The organism is Paenibacillus xylanexedens (assembly GCF_017874615.1).
Lineage (GTDB): Bacteria > Bacillota > Bacilli > Paenibacillales > Paenibacillaceae > Paenibacillus > Paenibacillus xylanexedens.
Window position 1 is genome coordinate 97663 of the sequence record NZ_JAGIKV010000009.1, and the last position, 17486, is coordinate 115148.

At 45.6% G+C, this 17486-nt stretch carries 17 protein-coding genes and 1 other annotated feature; of the genes, 9 read left to right on the top strand and 8 right to left on the bottom strand.

Features of this window, described 5'->3' with window-relative positions:
* Nucleotides 1-12: 12 nt before the first annotated feature.
* Nucleotides 13-246, bottom strand: a complete 234-nt coding sequence (locus J2Z28_RS13965; protein WP_017692378.1) for a hypothetical protein — start codon at nucleotides 244-246, stop codon at nucleotides 13-15.
* Entirely contained in the window at nucleotides 243-413 is a 171-nt protein-coding gene (locus J2Z28_RS13970; RefSeq protein WP_211082950.1) for a YycC family protein, read from the bottom strand. Before J2Z28_RS13970 ends, J2Z28_RS13965 begins: the two co-directional genes overlap by 4 nt.
* A 148-nt stretch (nucleotides 414-561) precedes the next feature.
* Between J2Z28_RS13970 and J2Z28_RS13975 the strand changes: the two genes are divergently transcribed.
* Nucleotides 562-2331 carry a M3 family oligoendopeptidase gene (locus J2Z28_RS13975; RefSeq protein ID WP_244988299.1) on the top strand — a complete coding sequence of 590 codons (1770 nt, stop codon included), beginning with the start codon at nucleotides 562-564 and terminating at the stop codon, nucleotides 2329-2331.
* Between the two features lie 288 nt (nucleotides 2332-2619).
* Nucleotides 2620-3030, top strand: a complete 411-nt coding sequence (locus J2Z28_RS13980; RefSeq protein ID WP_017692381.1) for a hypothetical protein — start codon at nucleotides 2620-2622, stop codon at nucleotides 3028-3030.
* A gap of 86 nt (nucleotides 3031-3116) precedes the next feature.
* On the opposite strand, the gene J2Z28_RS13985 is transcribed toward J2Z28_RS13980, so the two are convergent.
* Together J2Z28_RS13985 and J2Z28_RS13990 are read right to left on the bottom strand one after the other, a co-directional pair.
* Nucleotides 3117-3350, bottom strand: a complete 234-nt coding sequence (locus J2Z28_RS13985; protein WP_111269531.1) for an alpha/beta-type small acid-soluble spore protein — start codon at nucleotides 3348-3350, stop codon at nucleotides 3117-3119.
* A gap of 205 nt (nucleotides 3351-3555) precedes the next feature.
* Nucleotides 3556-4530, bottom strand: a complete 975-nt coding sequence (locus tag J2Z28_RS13990; RefSeq protein ID WP_211082951.1) for an aldose 1-epimerase — start codon at nucleotides 4528-4530, stop codon at nucleotides 3556-3558.
* A 245-nt stretch (nucleotides 4531-4775) separates the two neighbouring features.
* Nucleotides 4776-5043 (top strand) — a binding site (T-box leader).
* Nucleotides 5044-5119: 76 nt separating this feature from the next.
* Here J2Z28_RS13990 and trpS point away from each other — a divergent pair.
* Nucleotides 5120-6112 carry a tryptophan--tRNA ligase gene (gene trpS / locus J2Z28_RS13995; protein ID WP_036605729.1) on the top strand — a complete coding sequence of 331 codons (993 nt, stop codon included), beginning with the start codon at nucleotides 5120-5122 and terminating at the stop codon, nucleotides 6110-6112.
* Nucleotides 6113-6227: 115 nt separating this feature from the next.
* Here trpS and J2Z28_RS14000 read toward each other — a convergent pair whose 3' ends face one another.
* Nucleotides 6228-6428: a hypothetical protein gene (locus J2Z28_RS14000; RefSeq protein WP_017692385.1), complete on the bottom strand. Its 201-nt coding sequence runs from the start codon at nucleotides 6426-6428 to the stop codon at nucleotides 6228-6230.
* A 120-nt stretch (nucleotides 6429-6548) separates the two neighbouring features.
* On the opposite strand from J2Z28_RS14000, the gene J2Z28_RS14005 reads away from it, so the two are divergent.
* Complete coding sequence (locus J2Z28_RS14005) at nucleotides 6549-6767, top strand: alpha/beta-type small acid-soluble spore protein (protein ID WP_017692386.1); 219 nt, start codon at nucleotides 6549-6551, stop codon at nucleotides 6765-6767.
* Nucleotides 6768-6883: 116 nt separating this feature from the next.
* Here J2Z28_RS14005 and J2Z28_RS14010 read toward each other — a convergent pair whose 3' ends face one another.
* Nucleotides 6884-7864 carry a metal-dependent hydrolase gene (locus tag J2Z28_RS14010; protein WP_211082952.1) on the bottom strand — a complete coding sequence of 327 codons (981 nt, stop codon included), beginning with the start codon at nucleotides 7862-7864 and terminating at the stop codon, nucleotides 6884-6886.
* Between the two features lie 444 nt (nucleotides 7865-8308).
* On the opposite strand from J2Z28_RS14010, the gene J2Z28_RS14015 reads away from it, so the two are divergent.
* Nucleotides 8309-8920, top strand: a complete 612-nt coding sequence (locus tag J2Z28_RS14015; RefSeq protein WP_017692388.1) for an SCO family protein — start codon at nucleotides 8309-8311, stop codon at nucleotides 8918-8920.
* Nucleotides 8921-8995: 75 nt separating this feature from the next.
* Here the strand turns inward: J2Z28_RS14015 and J2Z28_RS14020 are convergent, their stop codons facing one another.
* Both J2Z28_RS14020 and J2Z28_RS14025 read right to left on the bottom strand, forming a co-directional pair.
* Nucleotides 8996-9343 carry a toprim domain-containing protein gene (locus J2Z28_RS14020; RefSeq protein ID WP_036605733.1) on the bottom strand — a complete coding sequence of 116 codons (348 nt, stop codon included), beginning with the start codon at nucleotides 9341-9343 and terminating at the stop codon, nucleotides 8996-8998.
* Between the two features lie 531 nt (nucleotides 9344-9874).
* Nucleotides 9875-11050, bottom strand: coding sequence for an MFS transporter (locus J2Z28_RS14025; RefSeq protein WP_211082953.1), 1176 nt, complete (start codon nucleotides 11048-11050; stop codon nucleotides 9875-9877).
* Between the two features lie 188 nt (nucleotides 11051-11238).
* On the opposite strand from J2Z28_RS14025, the gene J2Z28_RS14030 reads away from it, so the two are divergent.
* The 4 genes from J2Z28_RS14030 (at nucleotide 11239) to J2Z28_RS14045 (ending at nucleotide 17373) form a co-directional block, all read left to right on the top strand.
* Entirely contained in the window at nucleotides 11239-11721 is a 483-nt protein-coding gene (locus tag J2Z28_RS14030; RefSeq protein ID WP_211082954.1) for an ATPase, read from the top strand.
* 18 nt (nucleotides 11722-11739) lie between these two features.
* A complete protein-coding gene (locus J2Z28_RS14035; protein ID WP_211082955.1) occupies nucleotides 11740-12885 on the top strand; it encodes a transglutaminase domain-containing protein in 1146 nt (381 codons plus the stop codon).
* Nucleotides 12886-12990: 105 nt separating this feature from the next.
* Complete coding sequence (locus tag J2Z28_RS14040; RefSeq protein WP_211082956.1) at nucleotides 12991-15027, top strand: peptidoglycan D,D-transpeptidase FtsI family protein; 2037 nt, start codon at nucleotides 12991-12993, stop codon at nucleotides 15025-15027.
* Between the two features lie 396 nt (nucleotides 15028-15423).
* Entirely contained in the window at nucleotides 15424-17373 is a 1950-nt protein-coding gene (locus J2Z28_RS14045; RefSeq protein ID WP_211082957.1) for a peptidoglycan D,D-transpeptidase FtsI family protein, read from the top strand.
* Nucleotides 17374-17486 lie beyond the last annotated feature (113 nt).

Below are 17486 nucleotides of genomic sequence, written 5' to 3' on the forward strand. Positions count from 1 at the left end.
GTTGATCTTACATTAGTTACGGACAGGACGGCTGGATAACAAATAGTCACTGTCGTTGTCGATCACGGTCATGCTTGTATTACAGCAGGGAAAGACCAGTAATTTCTTTTTGCCTTCGCGAATGAGCACAAGCTCTTTGGGTTTGAGGGGGAGCAGCACGTTGCTTGCGTGACAGTAGGGACATTGCTGTACATAGATGTCTCCCATCACAATATCGTAAGGCCAGCTGTTCTCAAACGGAATCATTCTTGTTCGCCTTCTGGTTCGGAAAGTTTGGAGGCTTCTTGTTTGGCGAGTTCCGCAATCTTCTGCATCAGGATATGTTGGGGCATGTGCATCAGGTGCTCCAAAGGTACGCCCAGGGATTCTGCTAATTTGACGGCTGTATCAGCCGATACTTGTAAAGGTTTCATACGTTTACCTCCTGAAGGTTGCTATAAGTATTTCTCTAGTATAGAGATATGGCTCACAGAAAACCAGTTTTTAATTCAATCCTAACCATCCAATTTATAGAGAGAGGTGCCTTATTAAATGAAAACGCCATTACACCCCGTATGAGATCTGGAGTCCATTTTTAGTGGAGGTTCTTCCTCCGAAACATTTGCTACGTATCTGATTGAACTGGAAGAGGATGTACGTAAACTGCAACATCTGTTGAACGAAACAGATGCACCGACTTCATTAGAAGAGACGGCTGCATTTGATCCGATTTTGGAACTGCTGCAAAGCTGTTATATCCGCATATCGGAAGGATCTGCGTTTGTATCCTGCCTCTCATCGCAAAACCAGAAGGACAAAAAGGCAACGCAGCTTCAAGGCGCCATCAGTTCCCTTGGTGCGATGCTGAACGGCAGCAAATCGAAGTTTGATAATACACTCAGTCAGACATCGGATTCGGTGTGGGACGCTTGGATTGCTCGGGAAGATATCCAGCCGCTGGCATTTGTACTGAACGAGAGTCGCACGTTGGCTCGTGAGAAGATGTCGCCTGAACTGGAAGGCCTTGCATTGGATCTGGGTGTAGATGGTTACCATGGTTGGGGCAAATTCTATAACACGATTGTCAGCAAGGTGAACATTCCATTTGAGCAAGATGGGGAAACGGTGATGCTCTCCGCAGGACAGGCTGCCAACAAGCTGAGCGATAGTGATCGGAATGTACGCGAGACGGTATTCGCAAACTGGGAGCAAGCTTGGACTGATGTCGAAGATTTCTGTGCTGACACGCTGAATCACCTCGCGGGATTCCGTCTGAAGTTATATGAGAAACGTGGCTGGGATGATATCCTCAAAGAACCTCTGGCCATCAACCGGATGTCACGTCAGACACTGGATACGATGTGGGATGTGATTAACGGTGCCAAACCTGCGCTTGTTCAATATCTGGAGCGCAAGGCAGAACTGCTGGGGGTAGTCAAGCTCAGCTGGAGCGACGTAGATGCACCTGTAGGTAAATCGAGTGGCAAAATCACTTACGATGATGCAGCCATCAATATTGTTGAACAGTTTGCCAAGTTCAGTCCTAAACTTTCCTCGTTTGCAGAGATGGCTTTTGAGAAACGCTGGATCGAAGCAGAAGACCGTCCTGGCAAGCGTCCAGGTGGATTCTGTACGTCTTTGCCTCTTAGCAAAGCAACCCGGATTTTCATGACCTTCTCCGGGACACCATCTAATGTGTCGACTCTTGCGCATGAACTTGGTCATGGATATCATCAACACATTATGGAAGAGTTGCCTGCATTGAATCAACGTTATGCGATGAATGTGGCTGAGACAGCATCCACGTTTGCTGAACTGATTGTAGCAGATGCCCTGGTGCAGGCGGCAACAGATGAGCAAGAGAAGCTGGCTTTGCTGGAAGACAAGATACAGCGAAGTGTGGCTTTCTTTATGAACATCCATGCCCGGTTCCTGTTTGAGAATCGTTTCTATGAACAACGCAAAAAGGGTCTGGTCAACGCGGATGAATTATCCAAATTAATGGTGGAGGCGCAGCAGGAAGCGTTCTGCGGTGTACTTGCATCAGATCATCCTCATTTCTGGGCATCCAAGCTGCATTTCTATCTGACAGGTGTGCCATTCTATAACTTCCCATACACGTTTGGTTATATGTTCAGTGCGGGAATCTATGCAAGAGCGCAGCAGGAAGGTACAGCATTTGCAGATAAATACGATGATTTGTTGCGGGATACTGGGCGTATGACGGTCGAAGAACTTGCTCAGAAACATCTGGGTACGGACCTGACACAACCGGAATTCTGGCAAAATGCTGCGGACTTGGTTATTGCCGATATTGAGCAGTTTCTGCAGATGACAGCAACCAAAAAATAGGTTGAATAGAATAGGTTGAATATATATGAAAAGGCTGCAATTCCGTGTTAACAGACACAGGATTGCAGCCTTTTTTTGTACAGAATCCTCACTTTTGATTCTCAAAGATTTTGTCGTAATTAAGTGAAAAAGCTCAGTTTAAGGGAGTAGAATGGCAATTAATTGTGCAAATCATAGTTAGAAATACCCAACTTTGCCGTTGTTTGTTGAATCAGCACATATGATGTCATATAATGAGTCGTAAGTCCTTGATGTATAGGACTATAAGCATATAAGGAGAGTGTTAATATGAAAATTGATGAGCTTTCATTAGCGAGGCAGTTGGATCTGGTGTTCAAAGAACTTGATAATGAGTTATCTGGGTTAGATTCAGGAGTAGTTTTTGTGCAAATACGAAACAACGTAATTGGGAAATTCGGTATTCGACATAATCCGATAGCTGGACGAGATGGGCAGATGGATGTGGAGGAAGGGGGGCTAAACGAAACCCAGAGAACTTCTTTCCGGGCAATGGCACTCGAGACGTTGAAATTCAAACGCAATTGGACACATGGCGAAATATCGTACGACTTCACAGTAAGACAAGGTATGATTTTGGTAGATGCAACAATGGAGTCTAATTACAATATGGCGAGCCTGATGATTCGTTACCCTAGAACCAATACATACAAGGATTCAGATATGGAGTCGACCTCATAAATTAGTTGCACAAGAGAAAGCGGCACTTCCGAAGAAGGCCGCTTTTACTTTTGGATTCTGCTTAGGCTCAAGCAATAATTACGAGCTTACGAACGACCCGATAATTGCTGCTCAGCGATTTGCACCAGACGTTTAGTAATGTATCCACCCAGAGAACCTGTCTCACGGGAAGTATAGTTACCGTAGTAACCATCTTGTGGAATAGTTACACCCAGCTCTTGAGCAGCTTCCATTTTCAATTGTTGCAATGCTGCTGTTGCTTGGGGAACGACCAGGTTGTTGGAGCGGCTACCGCTACCTTGGTTTTGACTTCCGTACATATGTGTCACCTCCTTATGGGTTGGTGATGTTAGTATGGTTAGAGAATAAGGAAATATACATGATATGGCGTAAGGGAAAATATGGATAACTATCAGTGCACAGGACACATAAAAAAGCCGACCCAATGCGGGTCGACAAGTTGTATTTGGATATCAAAATATATGGTGATTTGCGTAAAAGCAAAATAGAGGATGATCAGCTCGCTTAGTCTGTAGGAGGTATAACCTCAATACGTGTAAATAACTCAACAGGCTGTTCTGGTTCCAAGCGAATCAACCCGGTTTGTTCATCCGATAAAGCCAAATTAGGTGCATCCGGGAGCCAAGTGTACGGTTCAATGCACAAGAACTGATCGGATTCACCTTTGGTAAAAAGAACCCAATGTTTGAAAAATGCTTCATCTGCTGAATATTTCAATGTATATCCATCTTGCCTGCGTAAGTAAGCCGTAGCCGGTTCACCTTCGGTAGCTTTCAACAGGGTATCCCAGTTACGTCCCTGCATATTGATGCCTTCGTTAAGAGCAGACCATTCACCCAGAGATTCCAGTTCACCTGTCGGTAGTTGTTCTTCATTCTGTCCGTATATTCCGGAAACAGGCAGTTGCAGTGTCCAGTCGGCAGGTTTGCCGTCTAACAAAAACCATGTATGATATCCCATCCCAAAAGGAGCAGGCATTGAGCTCAGATTGGTGACTCGCAGACGCTGGCTAAATACAGCGTTATGCAGACTGAACGTCATCTCAAGTTTCAGGGGAATCGGGAATTGAGCCATCCAATGCTCTTCATTTTCGGTCAGTAATTCAGTCGTAATTGCACAGCCGTCTTCATCTTCCTCAATGTCACTGACACACCAGGATTGGGTACGGTGGAGACCGTGAATATGGTTGTCATTCGCCGTGTTCTGATCAAACTGGTAACGAACGCCTTCATATTCGAATTGTCCACGATGAATGCGCCCTGGTGGAATCAGGAGAGGAACGCCAAAATGGTACGGCTTCTGCAGATAAAAGGCAAGATCGTCTTCATCCGGACGGCGGACGACATCTCTGTCCTGCACTAAATCGCGAATAGAAATAATATTATTTCCAAGACGCGGCAGCAGGGTGATTTCCAATTCACGGCTATGTAGGATATACGTGTCGTAACCATTCCATTGGCCTTTGGTCACTTGTTTCATATCGATGCTCCTTTTCCCACTTGAAATCTGTCTGCAAGCAGTTGTGATGAAGCTACTGCTGCAGGCGTGTCGTTGTGTACATGCCAGCGATTTCCTGCGCTATTTCGTGTGAAGCAGGCAACAGGATAAGCAATTCCATCATAACAGATTTTGATGTCTCGGGTAAAAAAGTTCAACTCATTTTGACATTCACGCCTGTGCGCATTAAGATGGAACTCTAAAAGCATTTATTAGAATTGAATGACATGAAATCGATGACAGGGATAAGTAGGCCAAGAGAATCCTCTTCAGAAAGCCGGTGGTTGATGCGAACCGGTGTGAGCTCTTTACCGAATGGACCCTTGAGTGTAGGTTTGAACAGGTTAAGCCAGAGATGGGCTTGCCCCACTAGAGTCTGCCGTATAATCCACGTTACGGAACAATGAAGGCATTTCTTCGGCTTGACTTGATTCAGGGTCAGGAGCAATCGAAGAAAAGCGAATAAGGGTGGCACCACGGTCTCACGTCCCTTGCGGATGTGGGGCCTTTTTGCGTTCGCAGAGAATGGCAGGAGTTTTTTTTATATACAATCAGGGAGGCGTTATGTGTAATGAAAACAGTACTTTCAGGTATTCAGCCAAGCGGTAAGCTCACATTGGGCAACTATATTGGTGCAATCAAAAATTTTGTAAAACTCCAGCATGACTATCAATGTCATTTCATGGTGGTTGATCTGCATGCTATCACCGTGGCTCAGGAGCCAGCCGCATTGCGTGAACAGTCTGAAGCGGTAGCCGCACTGTTTATTGCAGCAGGTATTGATCCGTCGAAATCTAACGTATTTCTGCAATCCCATGTACCGCAGCACGCGGAATTGGGCTGGTTGATGACAACGCTGACCTCCATGGGTGAGCTTGAACGCATGACTCAGTTTAAGGATAAATCATCCGGTAAAGATTCCGTTGGTGCCGGACTGTTTGTGTATCCATCATTAATGGCGGCTGATATTTTGTTATACAATGCTGACCTTGTACCCGTAGGTGAGGACCAGAAGCAGCATCTGGAACTGACACGTGATCTGGCAGGACGTTTTAACCACCGTTATGGGGAGTACTTCACCATCCCAGATCCGTATATTCCGCAGGTGGGTGCTCGGGTAATGTCACTTGATGATGCCTCTTCGAAGATGAGCAAAAGTAACCCTAATGCTGGCAGCTATATTGCCCTGCTGGATCCGCCGGATGTGATTCGCAAAAAAATCAGCCGTGCCACTACAGATTCGGGACGTGAAGTTGTATATGATCCGGCAAACAAACCGGAAGTTAGCAATCTGATGAGTATCTATGCTGAATGTGCAGGTATGACGCTTAAGGAAGTAGCTGAGCGTTATGAAGGCAAGATGTACGGTCCGTTCAAAAAGGAACTGGCTGAAGTGGTTGTATCTGTGATTGAACCGCTCCAACAACGATATAATGAGATTCGTGAGTCTGGCGAATTGGCGGATGTTCTGGATACGTCAGCCCGCCGTGCAGAAGAAGTTGCTGCTCAAACGTTGGATGCAGTGAAAGAACGTATGGGATTTGTTCCGAGACGTAAACAGTAGTCCTGAACAAAGATCTTCATTTCACGCAATGAATAGTTAACATGAATAAAGAGGAGCCCTATCGAAGGACTCCTCTTTATTTGTGCGTTCATTATTGAACTATCAAATGACCTAATCAAGAAGTGGGCTCTGAAGCAGCCGAGCGAACTTCCTGACGTTCTTTTTTGGCGCGAATTACAAATCCCCAGCCAATGTTGGCAATGGACAGGACAAACAGTAGTGCAGCAAACCAACCGGAGTAAGAGATCATAATTGCTGAAACCGTTAACAAGATAATCGAAGAAAATGCGAACCATAAAGACAAGCCTTTACTCATTGGGAAAAACCTCCATCTACAAATTTAGTAAAACTCCGTATAACCTGTAGCCTACGAGCCATAATAATCTTGCAAGCTTGCAATTACATTACAGACACAGATTGAAGGGAGATTATAAATATGGCTCAAGGATCTCGTTCTAACAACTTGGTGGTACCTCAGGCAAATTCAGCACTGCAACAATTGAAAATCGAGGCTGCACAGGAACTGGGTGTAACTATCCCACAAGACGGTTACTATGGTAACTACACTTCCCGTGAAACAGGATCTTTGGGTGGATATATCACCAAACGTCTGGTACAAATCGCTGAGCAGTCTCTGGCTGGGTCTGGCAAATAATTTATTTTAACCAACAGCAACAAAACAGGATAAACAGAAAGCCCGGAGCGGAAACGCTCCGGGCTTTCTCGCGTATCAGTTCCTATGTCTGATTGTGCCTTGCCATGCTCACTTCGTCAAGGGCGTGCAGATAAAAGTTTTTTATCCATTTTCTCATCGCTTAACCAGCCTACATAAGTATCAATCGTTTCAAAATTCCGATCCATCACAATCACAGCGACAAATGGATATTGTTTCCGGTGTCGATAACGTACATCCGCCCAGCGGACCTTGTAACCGGCAGGCAGTTCTTCAACCTCTGCCACCGCATAGGAGGTGAAATAGAGGAAGGCACTGACTTCCGGTGATTTGCGTGAAGCAGCAACGGCCGCATGAGTAGAAGACGAGGCGTGCAGACTCCATACCAGATTAGAACCATCCATTTTACCGATCACATAACTGCCGTCCTCAACTCGTTTAACCACATGCCAGCGGTTCCAGGATATCGTTGGAATGACGATGTATCTTGCCTGCTCTGGGCTGTTGTCGAGACGTCTGACTTTTCTGACCGCTTGTGCACGAGCAATCGTTCGCCATATATAATATAAACCGGTCAAACTATACAACGTAACGAAGAGTGGAGCAGGGGCGATCAGATCAAAGGCCCATAACAGGATAGCTATGACATGTGTAGTGAATAGAAACGGATCAAAAATATGAATGATGTTCCAGGCAATCCAGCGTTCCGTAAAAGGCCGGGCGGCTTGGGTTCCATAGGTGTTGAACAGATCAGTGAATACGTGAACGCCTACGGCCACAGCGGTCCAGGTGGCAACGTGTCCAATAGGAACACCAGGGAATATCAGTGCAATGACGCCGGTGATGAGCAAAACCCATAACAGGAGAAATGGCAGAGAGTGTGACAAACCCCGATGATTCCGAATGTAAAGCGAATTGCTTTTGAGACGTAACGCAGTATCAATGTCAGGGGCCTGGGAACCGGCGATCGTGCCAACCATTACCGCAGCTGCAAGCATGGGACTCGCCGCGACGACAGGATCGACATAAGCCAGACCGGCTAGACCAATCCCCATGACAAAATGTGTAGAGGTATCCATAAACGTCTCCTTTGTGTGGTGTATCGTTCTAAGACTTCTAAGGCAATTACTTCTCTATCTAGGTGATACCCATATATAGTGTATAATATCCGTTTGTCAGGATGCAAAACATCCCTAATTTCAAAGTTATGACAATTTCCTGTGACATACCCAATAAATGTACGTATTTTGTCAAACTATTTTGGCAGTTCCTATGATAAACTTTATATCGGATACAGTGAGAAAAATCGGCAGAGAACGTACGATACTATTCGAATGATATACAACGCTAAAATAATTTATGGGCATTGTTCCTTTAAACCGTTACAATAATATAGAATCTCATAAAAAGTAGGTTTCTTTGAATACATATGTCACAGTAGATGGATGAAACGAAACAAACGTGATTTTGGGTACACATATGTATGCGTATTCATAAGAGAAGATACAGAAGGGACGAGGAAGATGCTGAAAAAGTACAAATGGACATGGATGCTGCTCGGGCTCGCACTGATAATGGCTGTGTATCTGATGTGGGGCACTGTATTTGCCAGTAAGGAAAAATTACCCGAAATCCGGGAAATCCAATCCTTTTCCATGGAAAATGTAGATGGCAGTACGGTATCACTGGAGGATACCCAAGGGAAAGTCCGTTTGTTCTACTTTTATTTCACCAGTTGTCCGGATGTCTGCCCGATTACGACGTTTACGTTATCCCAGGTGCAGGATCTGTTGAAAGAAGACGACACCTTCGGTAAAGATGTCTCGTTTGTATCCATTTCATTCGACCCCAAAGTCGACACAAGAGAGAAGATTAAGACGTTCGCGGACCGCTTCCATGCGGATTATTCGGGATGGTACTTCTTGCGAGGGGATATGGACAAAACAAAACAGTTCGCCAGAGATTCATTTCAAATCCTGATCGATGGGGAGAGTAAGGACGATTTTGCCCATATGAACATGATCGGGCTGGTGGATGAGAACAACCAGCTGCGCAAGGTATATAACGCATTTAATACAGAGGACGTTGTGCCAGCTGTCATTGCTGAGGATATTCGCAATCTGATTAAGGAATAATCATCTGATACTCATATTGTAAAGGCTGCCTTTAGGTTGGATATCAACCCAAAGGCAGCCCTTTGGTATTTCATTTTAATAGGAAGGATGTTCAGGGTATTGGATGTACGTCTCTAACCCGGCTTTCTCCAGCTGGGCAATGATATACTCATCAGGTGTTCCTTCCACACCCGCATATCCTCGTCGTGTATACATCTGTACTGCATCCGGGAAAGCATCCCGAAGCACACCTCTTATTTTTTTGCCGGAACTGTCATTATCCATAAATAAAAAGACTTCATCGTAACCGACTTGCTTGCGCAGGGTCTCCAACTTGAGGGAATTAAGTGTTCCAAACGTACATAGAATGTTGATTTCGGGTCCAACCAGACGTTTCAGTTTGCTTCGGTCATTCTTACCTTCCACAATGACATGAATAGGCATGATATTCACCTCTTGTTCGAGAGCTTATGTCGACATTCCCCGGGAAATGTTGCAGCGAAAATCGACTGATTATATAAAATGGACTCCTTTCTTTACACGATTTCTAACTGGATAGAACAACCCATCAAGACAATTCTCTGAAATCTTATTTTATGTGCATCATTAGGTCAGTAATAGCTTGCAGTGGCCGTTCCGGTTACGGATCGTTCTTCCGATCGCTGTTGTCCCCATATATTTCTGATTTACTTTTATAAAGTTAATATTTGGAGACAAAGGCGAACGCTACCGCTTCTTCAAAATCGATTCCGTCCCCTTCACTACTTTTGGCTAATTGTTCAACCTTAATGATCTTCAATAAGATAAAACCTTCGGCGATTGTTAAAGATAGATTTCCCAGTTAGCTTTTATCAACGTGTAAAACATCAGTCCATTTTATATAGTTTAGCTGTAAATGGGGGAATGATGCAAAGCTAATGAAAATACTGGCCTAATTGCTGTGATAACAGTAAGGACACAGTGACTGATCGAAATTTAATTCAATATACTTTTCGGGTCGGACAGGGATGCTTCGCGTCTGGATGTATAGTATGGAAGCAGTAGCATACCAATCATTAACAAAAGAAACGCGATGAAATAGGGTGATAACCCGACACGAAGCTGTCCGGCTGTGATGGGGCCGATGAAAGAGCCGATGGAGGTGGCAATGGATTGCAGCGAGAAAATGCGGCCCAACTTGCTGCCTCCGCTCAGACGGATAAATAGGGTTGCCATAGCTGGAAAGATAATGCCTTTGGACATCCCGAGTACAAATAATACGGTGGTCAACGGAACTTGCGGAATGGCTGCCATCACAAAAAAACACAAGGACATTAACAGCACGCCCGCAACCAGACGCAGCTTGGGGGAATACCGGTTGAGAAATAACATACTGAGTGTGAAGAGTGCCCCAATACTGATAACAGAGAACAGCAGTCCGGTAGACATGATGGACGATTGTCCTCCTCCCCGCAGGGGTAATTCGAAGAAGAGAATACCTTGGGCACAGGCAATCACCAGAGGCAAGGCAAAGTATCGCCAGGACACTGGCAGGAAAGCACTTGTGGCATCTGCTGGTGAAACGTCAGCTTTGGCAGGTTCAGTTACTCTCTCCTGCTGCTTGATGATGCCGCGGGGCATCGTCATGAAAGCAATGACACCTGTGAGAATAAGCAGATAGCCCAAGCCTGAGAATGTAGCAGAGAATCCCATGGAACCCACAATGATCGCACCCGCTGCTGGCGATATCACAGAGGCGAGGGTATGTACTACCCCGTGACCCGACATATACTTCCCCTGTTTCACCGGATCGCTGGATAACTGTGCAAGCAGGGCGAGACATGCAGGAGACAGGAAGGCAAGCACAAAACCGCTAATGGAACGCAGCGCCAGCAGTTGCCACGGTGTCTGGACATAGGCTTGTAAGAGCAGGATGAATCCTGCACCGAGCAGACTGAATACAATGTAGCGGCGACTCCCATGTTTATCGATTTGTGTTCCAGCAATCAGATTGCCAGGAAGATGCGTTAAGGAATAGATGCCCATCATCCAGCCAATGAAAGTAGGGGCGGCTCCCAGCGAGATGGCAAAAGGAGTCAGAATGGGATACTGGGCATGCAAATCAAATACGGCAAGGAACAAAAACAGGTATAGCCAGATGGCCGTTTTCACATAAGCCCCTCCTTGTTAAGCGATGCATGTTCCAATTACAGGTCTTGAACGTGTTCCCGTTCGCCAGCAGAACCTCATGGTACTACTTGTACGCCCGGCGGGACGAACTTAGACCGTTTATTTTTAAGGGAGAGGGCTTAGCTGACAGCAGCTTCGGAAATCATGTATAATATTCGGGAGTGTTACGAATGAATCCTAATACGGAAGGTGTAGTCATGAACATAGAAGTAATCAAAGAGTTTCTGATGCAGAACTGGCTGGTGATCGTGGTTGCATTGATCATATTGTTCTTTGTTCTGAATGTGGTCAAAACCGTATTGAAATGGGCGATTGCTATCATCATTATTGCGGCTCTACTGATATACAGCGGCATCTCCATTGATCAGATCAAACAGACAGTGACAGACGTACAATCCAGCACGATGGACACATTGAAGAAGGAAGCAACCAGCATGATGCTGAAGGAGGCTTCCAAAGCGAAATACGTCAAAGGACAGGATGGAGCGTTCACCATCACAAGTCCCAATGTGGAGATTAAGGGCATAACTCAATCGGATAAAGTTGATGTGACCTTCCGCGGAATTTCACTTGGCGAATGGAAACTCGACAATGAAACTATACGTACGTTTGTCGAACAGGCACAGGAGAACAAAACAGCACCAGCATCGTAGTAAAGGGGGAATCGGTACGTGCTGCAGAATTGGCTGGACAGCCTGAAGGAATTGAATGGCATCACGATTATGCTGTTGCTGATTGTGGCTGCTTCATTATTGCAGGGTTGGTCCAGAGGGGCTTCGCGTTCAGCAGGCAGACTCTTTGGATTCCTGATGGATGGCATTATGGCGGTCATCGGTATTCTGTTGTCGATCGGTTTAACGTTGTGGCTTGCGCCATATGTACAGCAGTGGCTGTCTGAGTATGCTTCAGCCATGCCTAACCGTGAGTTGAACCGATGGGAACAGATGTATTATACGTTGGTTACGGCAATTGCAGATTTTCCGCTGATGCGGTTCGCTGTATTATTTGTACTTAGCTATGGACTCATCCGACTGATTCTCGGGTTTCTCTCTTCATTTATTTTTAGCAGCAGGCAGAGGTCAGCCGAGGAAAGTGCGCCAAAAGGTATGTTTAGTCGGTTGACGGGTGCATTTATTGGGACGATCATAGGCTCCGTCCGCGGAATGATTGTCATCGCAGTTTTGTTCATGATTGTCAGTCTTTACCCTGGGAGCATGTTCAGCCGATATGTGGAAGCATCTCCGATCTATATGCAAGGGGCCAAATCGGTTATCGAACCGTTGTCCGGCACGTTTATCAAGGACAAGCTACCCGTCTTTACGCAGGCTGTGCAGAAGGAACTGGGCGGCATCCTGCAACGCAAATATGAAGTCATCGACCACAATATTCCGACGGATATTGAATCTGCAGCGAGTGAGATTGTCAAAGGCCAATCGACAGATGAAGCCAAAGCAAGAGCGCTATACGACTGGGTAGGTTCACGTATTCAGTATGACTATGGTAAAGTGGATGACTATGAGCAAAAGGGCATATGGCATGAACAAAATCCACAGAATACATTTGATACACGCAAAGGCGTATGTATTGATTATGCCCGTCTCTATGCCGTGATGGCCCGTTCACAAGGACTTGAAGTCAAAGTTGTTACAGGACTTGGTTATAACGGCCAGGGAGGGTACGGTCCGCATGCGTGGAATGAGGTGTATTTGAGTGATTCCGAGAGCTGGGTTCCGCTTGACCCGACATGGGCGATCAGTGGAGACTGGTTTAATCCTCCGAATTTTGCCGACACCCATCTAAAGGATCAATCAGCTTAACATTACAACGGACATGGGTCCGGAATATGACGACGTTGCCAGGTTATCATGCCGCGAAGAATCAGTTTGAGCGGTATGCATCAAGTCATGAAAGAGGTAGGATGGATGAAAAAGCATTCCAATGAGAAGGATGAACTTACAGACAAACGGCGCTTTAGTTACCGAATGAACGTATTTTTCTTCGCTTCCTTTGTTATTTTTAGCGTTATTATTGTACGCTTGGCCTTTTTGCAATTCGTGGAAGGGCCTGAACTCAGTCAGGAAGAAGCAAGTAACATTACCAAGGATGTACCGCTTCCTCCTGTGCGAGGCACGATCTATGATTCCACAGGTGAGGTGAAATTGGCTTACTCCAAGCCCATTCAGTCTCTCTACCTGACACTGTATAAAAACTATGGGGATGTTGATGGGAAACCGAGTCCTAACATAGGGGAAGTGCAGGATATTGCAACCCGGTTGCATGATGTGTTTGAACAGTACAAGCTGAAGGATTCAGAGTCACTTACGGTGGAGAAAATAATTGAAGAGATGGACTTGAACTCCCGTAAAGCGAACGGTTTTATGCCGCGTCTGATCAAGAGTGATCTGTCCGAGGAAGAGGTAGCTTATTTCCTGCAACATAAGGACGAGTTCAAAGGTATTCAGATCGTCGAGGAGAGTGTACGATTCTACGATCCGGATACGGTAGCGGTTCAGACCATCGGTTATCTGAAGAAGTTCAGAAGCTCGAAGTCCTTGAATAAATACAAAGAGGTGGACGAGGCCAATAAAACGCAAACGGATCCGGGCCTGGTGTATACGGAGAATGAATTTGTAGGCTTTGATGGGCTGGAACTGCAATATCAGGATGCTCTCCGCGGCAAAAGCGGATATACATCCGTTGATGTCGATTTGCGTAATTTGCCTGAAGGTGTAGCAGGTTCTACCCCGCCGCAGAAAGGGTACGACCTGATTTCCAGCATTAACAAGAACGTTCAGGTGAAAACAGAACAGGCCATTCTGGATCAGTTGAGTTGGCTTCATCGGAATCAGGTTTCCGGTCGATTACATCCGAATGCCAAGACCGGATTTGCAGTTGCAATGGAAGTGGATACCGGGAAAATCGTATCTGCTGCCAGTATGCCAGATTATGATACCAACATCTGGAGAACAGGTAGTATCACAAATGATCAGTATGATGATATTAAATATGTGTATCAAAATGGTACGATTCGTTCATTCCCTCCGGATGACTCTAAAAAGCGAGCTGAATCGATCGTGCTACTCGGCTCCACCATCAAACCGCTTAGTGTCTTGATCGGTTTGAAAGAAGGTTTCTTCACTACCAATACGGTTTATTCGGATAGAGGTTCAACGACCTTTGGTGGGGACAACCGCAGAGTGCAGAACTCATCAGGGCATGTGTATGGTGCAATGTATCCTCGTGATGCGATTCGTCATTCCTCGAACGTATTCATGATTGATGAGATTGGGAAGAAGATGTACTCAAAATACGGTGCGACCGGAATTGACAAATGGGATGAATACATGAAGCAGTTCGGCCTTGGGGTATCAACAGGGGTTGATCTGCCGAATGAATTCCTGGGTATACGGGATTACATGAACGACACGGAAAGTTCGCTGACTCGTCTCGTGTATGGTTCCTTTGGACAGCAGGGAAAATACACAACCATGCAGTTAGCACAGTACACGACAATGCTGGCGAACAAAGGAAAGCGGATGGAGCCACAACTGGTTAGAGAGTTCCGGGATTCGGAAGGCAACGTGGTCGAGAAAGTAAAACCGAAGGTACTCAGCACGGTGGAGTTTAACGATGCCTACTGGAATGAAGTACAACGAGGCATGGCAACCGAGGTATCTGCATTTAGCGGATTCCCTTATGACTTTGCTAGAAAAACAGGAACATCTACACAGGTAGTAGGCGGTAAACTGGTGGATAACGGTGTATTTATCGCCTATGCACCACGTAATAATCCAAAGCTTGCTGTCGCTGTGGTTATCCCCGAAGGGGGCTTTGGATCGAGCAGTGCGGCTCCGGTTGCACGTGCGATCTTCGATGCCTATGACGAGGAATTCGGTCTCGACGGTGTACCGAAGAAAGACCAAAATAAAGATTCAGATTCGGAATCAGGCACACAGTAATGTGAGGCATTGGTTACAGAGGGGACCCTTCGTGGGTCCTCTTTTTTGTTTTTGCGTGGAGAATGGATCGTAAGAGTGAACTAATTAGTTGCATTAATATGTAACCATATGAGCTGTACCACGTTTATATAAGGGAAGGGTAAACGCGATCCGGAGAACGGGATAACGTTGATATGTCAGTGTTTACATTGGAATCGGTAGATTGGGTAGTGTAACGGTTCTGTTTACGAAAATGTAACCAAATATTGAAAGACGTGACAGCTAACCTTTGGTAGACTTGTATGAGAAAGGATTAAATATCGGATTGAACACGTTCACAAGACGGATTAAATATTTTATTTTTATAAAGGAACGGGAGAGGCTTAAAACATGTTTAACCGATTGAGGAAGAAACCCATGACTGAGGAAGATACACCCGTCAACAAGCCTTCCACCGCAAGGCTGAATCTGTTTTTTTTCGCGGCATTTGTCATATTCAGTATCCTTATTTTCAGATTAGCCTTTGTGCAGTTTGTGGAGGGTCCTGAACTGACGTATATGGAAACGAGTCGTAATACCAAAGACATTCCACTCGCACCTGTTCGTGGTCCCATCTATGATGCGACAGGGGAAGTCGCGCTCGCTTATTCCGAACCTGTACAGTCCCTCTATGTGTTGTTGTATGAGGATTATCGGAATGATGAACGTAGACAGGAAGCAGAGGAACTGGCTCATGATCTGGCGGCTGTGTTTAAGCAGTTTAATCCAGGGGACAAAGAGCAGCCGGATGCGGAAGAGATTATCACACGATTGGATCTCAAATCTCAGAAGGCACATGGGTATACCCCTCGCTTAGTGAAGTCGGATCTAAACACGAAAGAAATTGCTTATTTTATGGAGAAGAAGGCGGAGTATCCAGGTGCCATGGTACTGGAAGAAAACATACGAAAATATGATCCGGATGGTGTTGCCGTCCAGGTGATTGGGTATACAAGAGAGTTCAAAGGTCAACAGGAAAACTTGAAAAAATATATAGAAATAAGCAAGGCGGAGGCAACAGAACGTGATCCTGGACTGCGCTATACCCAACAAGAAAAGGTTGGAGTTGATGGTCTGGAATTTCAATATCAGGAAGAGCTCCGTGGACGTAGCGGTTACCAATCCATAGATATTAATTCACGTAATTTGCCAGAGGGCACGATGAAACAAACTCCACCGGAAAAAGGCTACAGTCTGGTCTCCACCATTAACAAGGAAATTCAGATGGCTGCACAAGAGGCGATAACGGACGAATTGCGAAGACTTCCCAAGGCAATTACCGGATACGCAGTAGCCATGGAAGTGGATACGGGGAATGTGGTGGCTATGGCAAGTATGCCAGATTATGATCCGAACGATTGGGATTATGACAAAATCAAATATGTATTCCGGAATGGAACCACCGAGTCGTTCCCACCGAATGATGCCAAGCCTAGTCGCGCGGAATCCGTTGTACTCCTTGGATCAGTAATCAAGCCGCTAAGTGTGCTGATTGGATTGAAAGAGGGATTATTTACAGCAGGACAGACCTATCATGATCAGGGATATGCGGTTTTGGGGAAAGACGGCCGACAAGTGAAGAACTCGCATTCTGCTTATAATGGTTCTATTACGGCGAGAAGAGCGATTGAGAAATCCTCCAATGCCTTCATGATTGATATGGTGGGGAAACGTTTGTTAAGTAAATATGGCTCAGAGAAAGGCATCGATGTCTGGCACAAACACATGCAGGAATTTGGCTTGGGTGTGTCAACTGGTGTAGATCTGCCTAATGAATTTCTGGGTAGGCTAGAATATACTAATAAAGACGAATCAGCTCTAACACGTTTGGCATTTGCCTCATTTGGGCAGCAAGCCAAGTACACCACCATGCAACTCGCCCAATACACGACCATGCTTGCCAATAAGGGCAAGCGGATGGAACCACATCTGGTGAAGGAAATCCGTGACGCGGACGGCAATGTGGTGAAAGAGATCAAACCTAAAGTGCTCAATGAAGTTGATTTTGCCGATGCGCACTGGAATGAAGTGCACAAAGGAATGGTTACCAAAGTAAGTTCATTTGACGGTTTCCCTTACGATTATGCTCGGAAAACAGGAACATCAGAGCAGGGGACCGGACCGAACAAAAAAGAGAATGGTGTATTTATTGCCTTTGCACCACGAGATAATCCGAAGCTTGCTGTCGCTGTTGTTGTACCGGAAGGTGGGTTCGGGTCAGTCAGTGCTTCGCCAATAGCACGGAAAATTTTCGATGCATATGATGAAGTATATGGTCTCGATGGAACGCCAAAAGGGAAGAAAGACGAAGGAAAAGACAACGAGTGATGTAAAAGAAACGCGGCAGATGTAGCTCTTTTACATCACATCTAACAGGTTAATGAAGTGAACAACATATGAATTTGGACAGGCAGGGGAAATAATCCCTTGCCTTTTTTTTT

Excerpts from the sequence above, each read along its gene's own strand:
- trpS (WP_036605729.1), top strand. The coding sequence starts at position 5,120 with ATGAAAACAGTACTTTCAGGTATTCAGCCAAGCGGTAAGCTCACATTG.
- J2Z28_RS14030 (WP_211082954.1), top strand. The coding sequence starts at position 11,239 with ATGAATCCTAATACGGAAGGTGTAGTCATGAACATAGAAGTAATCAAA.
- J2Z28_RS13985 (WP_111269531.1), bottom strand. The coding sequence starts at position 3,350 with ATGTACGGAAGTCAAAACCAAGGTAGCGGTAGCCGCTCCAACAACCTG.
- J2Z28_RS14045 (WP_211082957.1), top strand. The coding sequence starts at position 15,424 with ATGACTGAGGAAGATACACCCGTCAACAAGCCTTCCACCGCAAGGCTG.
- J2Z28_RS13980 (WP_017692381.1), top strand. The coding sequence starts at position 2,620 with ATGAAAATTGATGAGCTTTCATTAGCGAGGCAGTTGGATCTGGTGTTC.
- J2Z28_RS14000 (WP_017692385.1), bottom strand. The coding sequence starts at position 6,428 with ATGAGTAAAGGCTTGTCTTTATGGTTCGCATTTTCTTCGATTATCTTG.
- J2Z28_RS13970 (WP_211082950.1), bottom strand. The coding sequence starts at position 413 with ATGAAACCTTTACAAGTATCGGCTGATACAGCCGTCAAATTAGCAGAA.
- J2Z28_RS14010 (WP_211082952.1), bottom strand. The coding sequence starts at position 7,864 with ATGGATACCTCTACACATTTTGTCATGGGGATTGGTCTAGCCGGTCTG.
- J2Z28_RS13990 (WP_211082951.1), bottom strand. The coding sequence starts at position 4,530 with ATGAAACAAGTGACCAAAGGCCAATGGAATGGTTACGACACGTATATC.
- J2Z28_RS14040 (WP_211082956.1), top strand. The coding sequence starts at position 12,991 with ATGAAAAAGCATTCCAATGAGAAGGATGAACTTACAGACAAACGGCGC.
- J2Z28_RS13965 (WP_017692378.1), bottom strand. The coding sequence starts at position 246 with ATGATTCCGTTTGAGAACAGCTGGCCTTACGATATTGTGATGGGAGAC.
- J2Z28_RS14020 (WP_036605733.1), bottom strand. The coding sequence starts at position 9,343 with ATGCCTATTCATGTCATTGTGGAAGGTAAGAATGACCGAAGCAAACTG.
- J2Z28_RS14005 (WP_017692386.1), top strand. The coding sequence starts at position 6,549 with ATGGCTCAAGGATCTCGTTCTAACAACTTGGTGGTACCTCAGGCAAAT.
- J2Z28_RS14015 (WP_017692388.1), top strand. The coding sequence starts at position 8,309 with ATGCTGAAAAAGTACAAATGGACATGGATGCTGCTCGGGCTCGCACTG.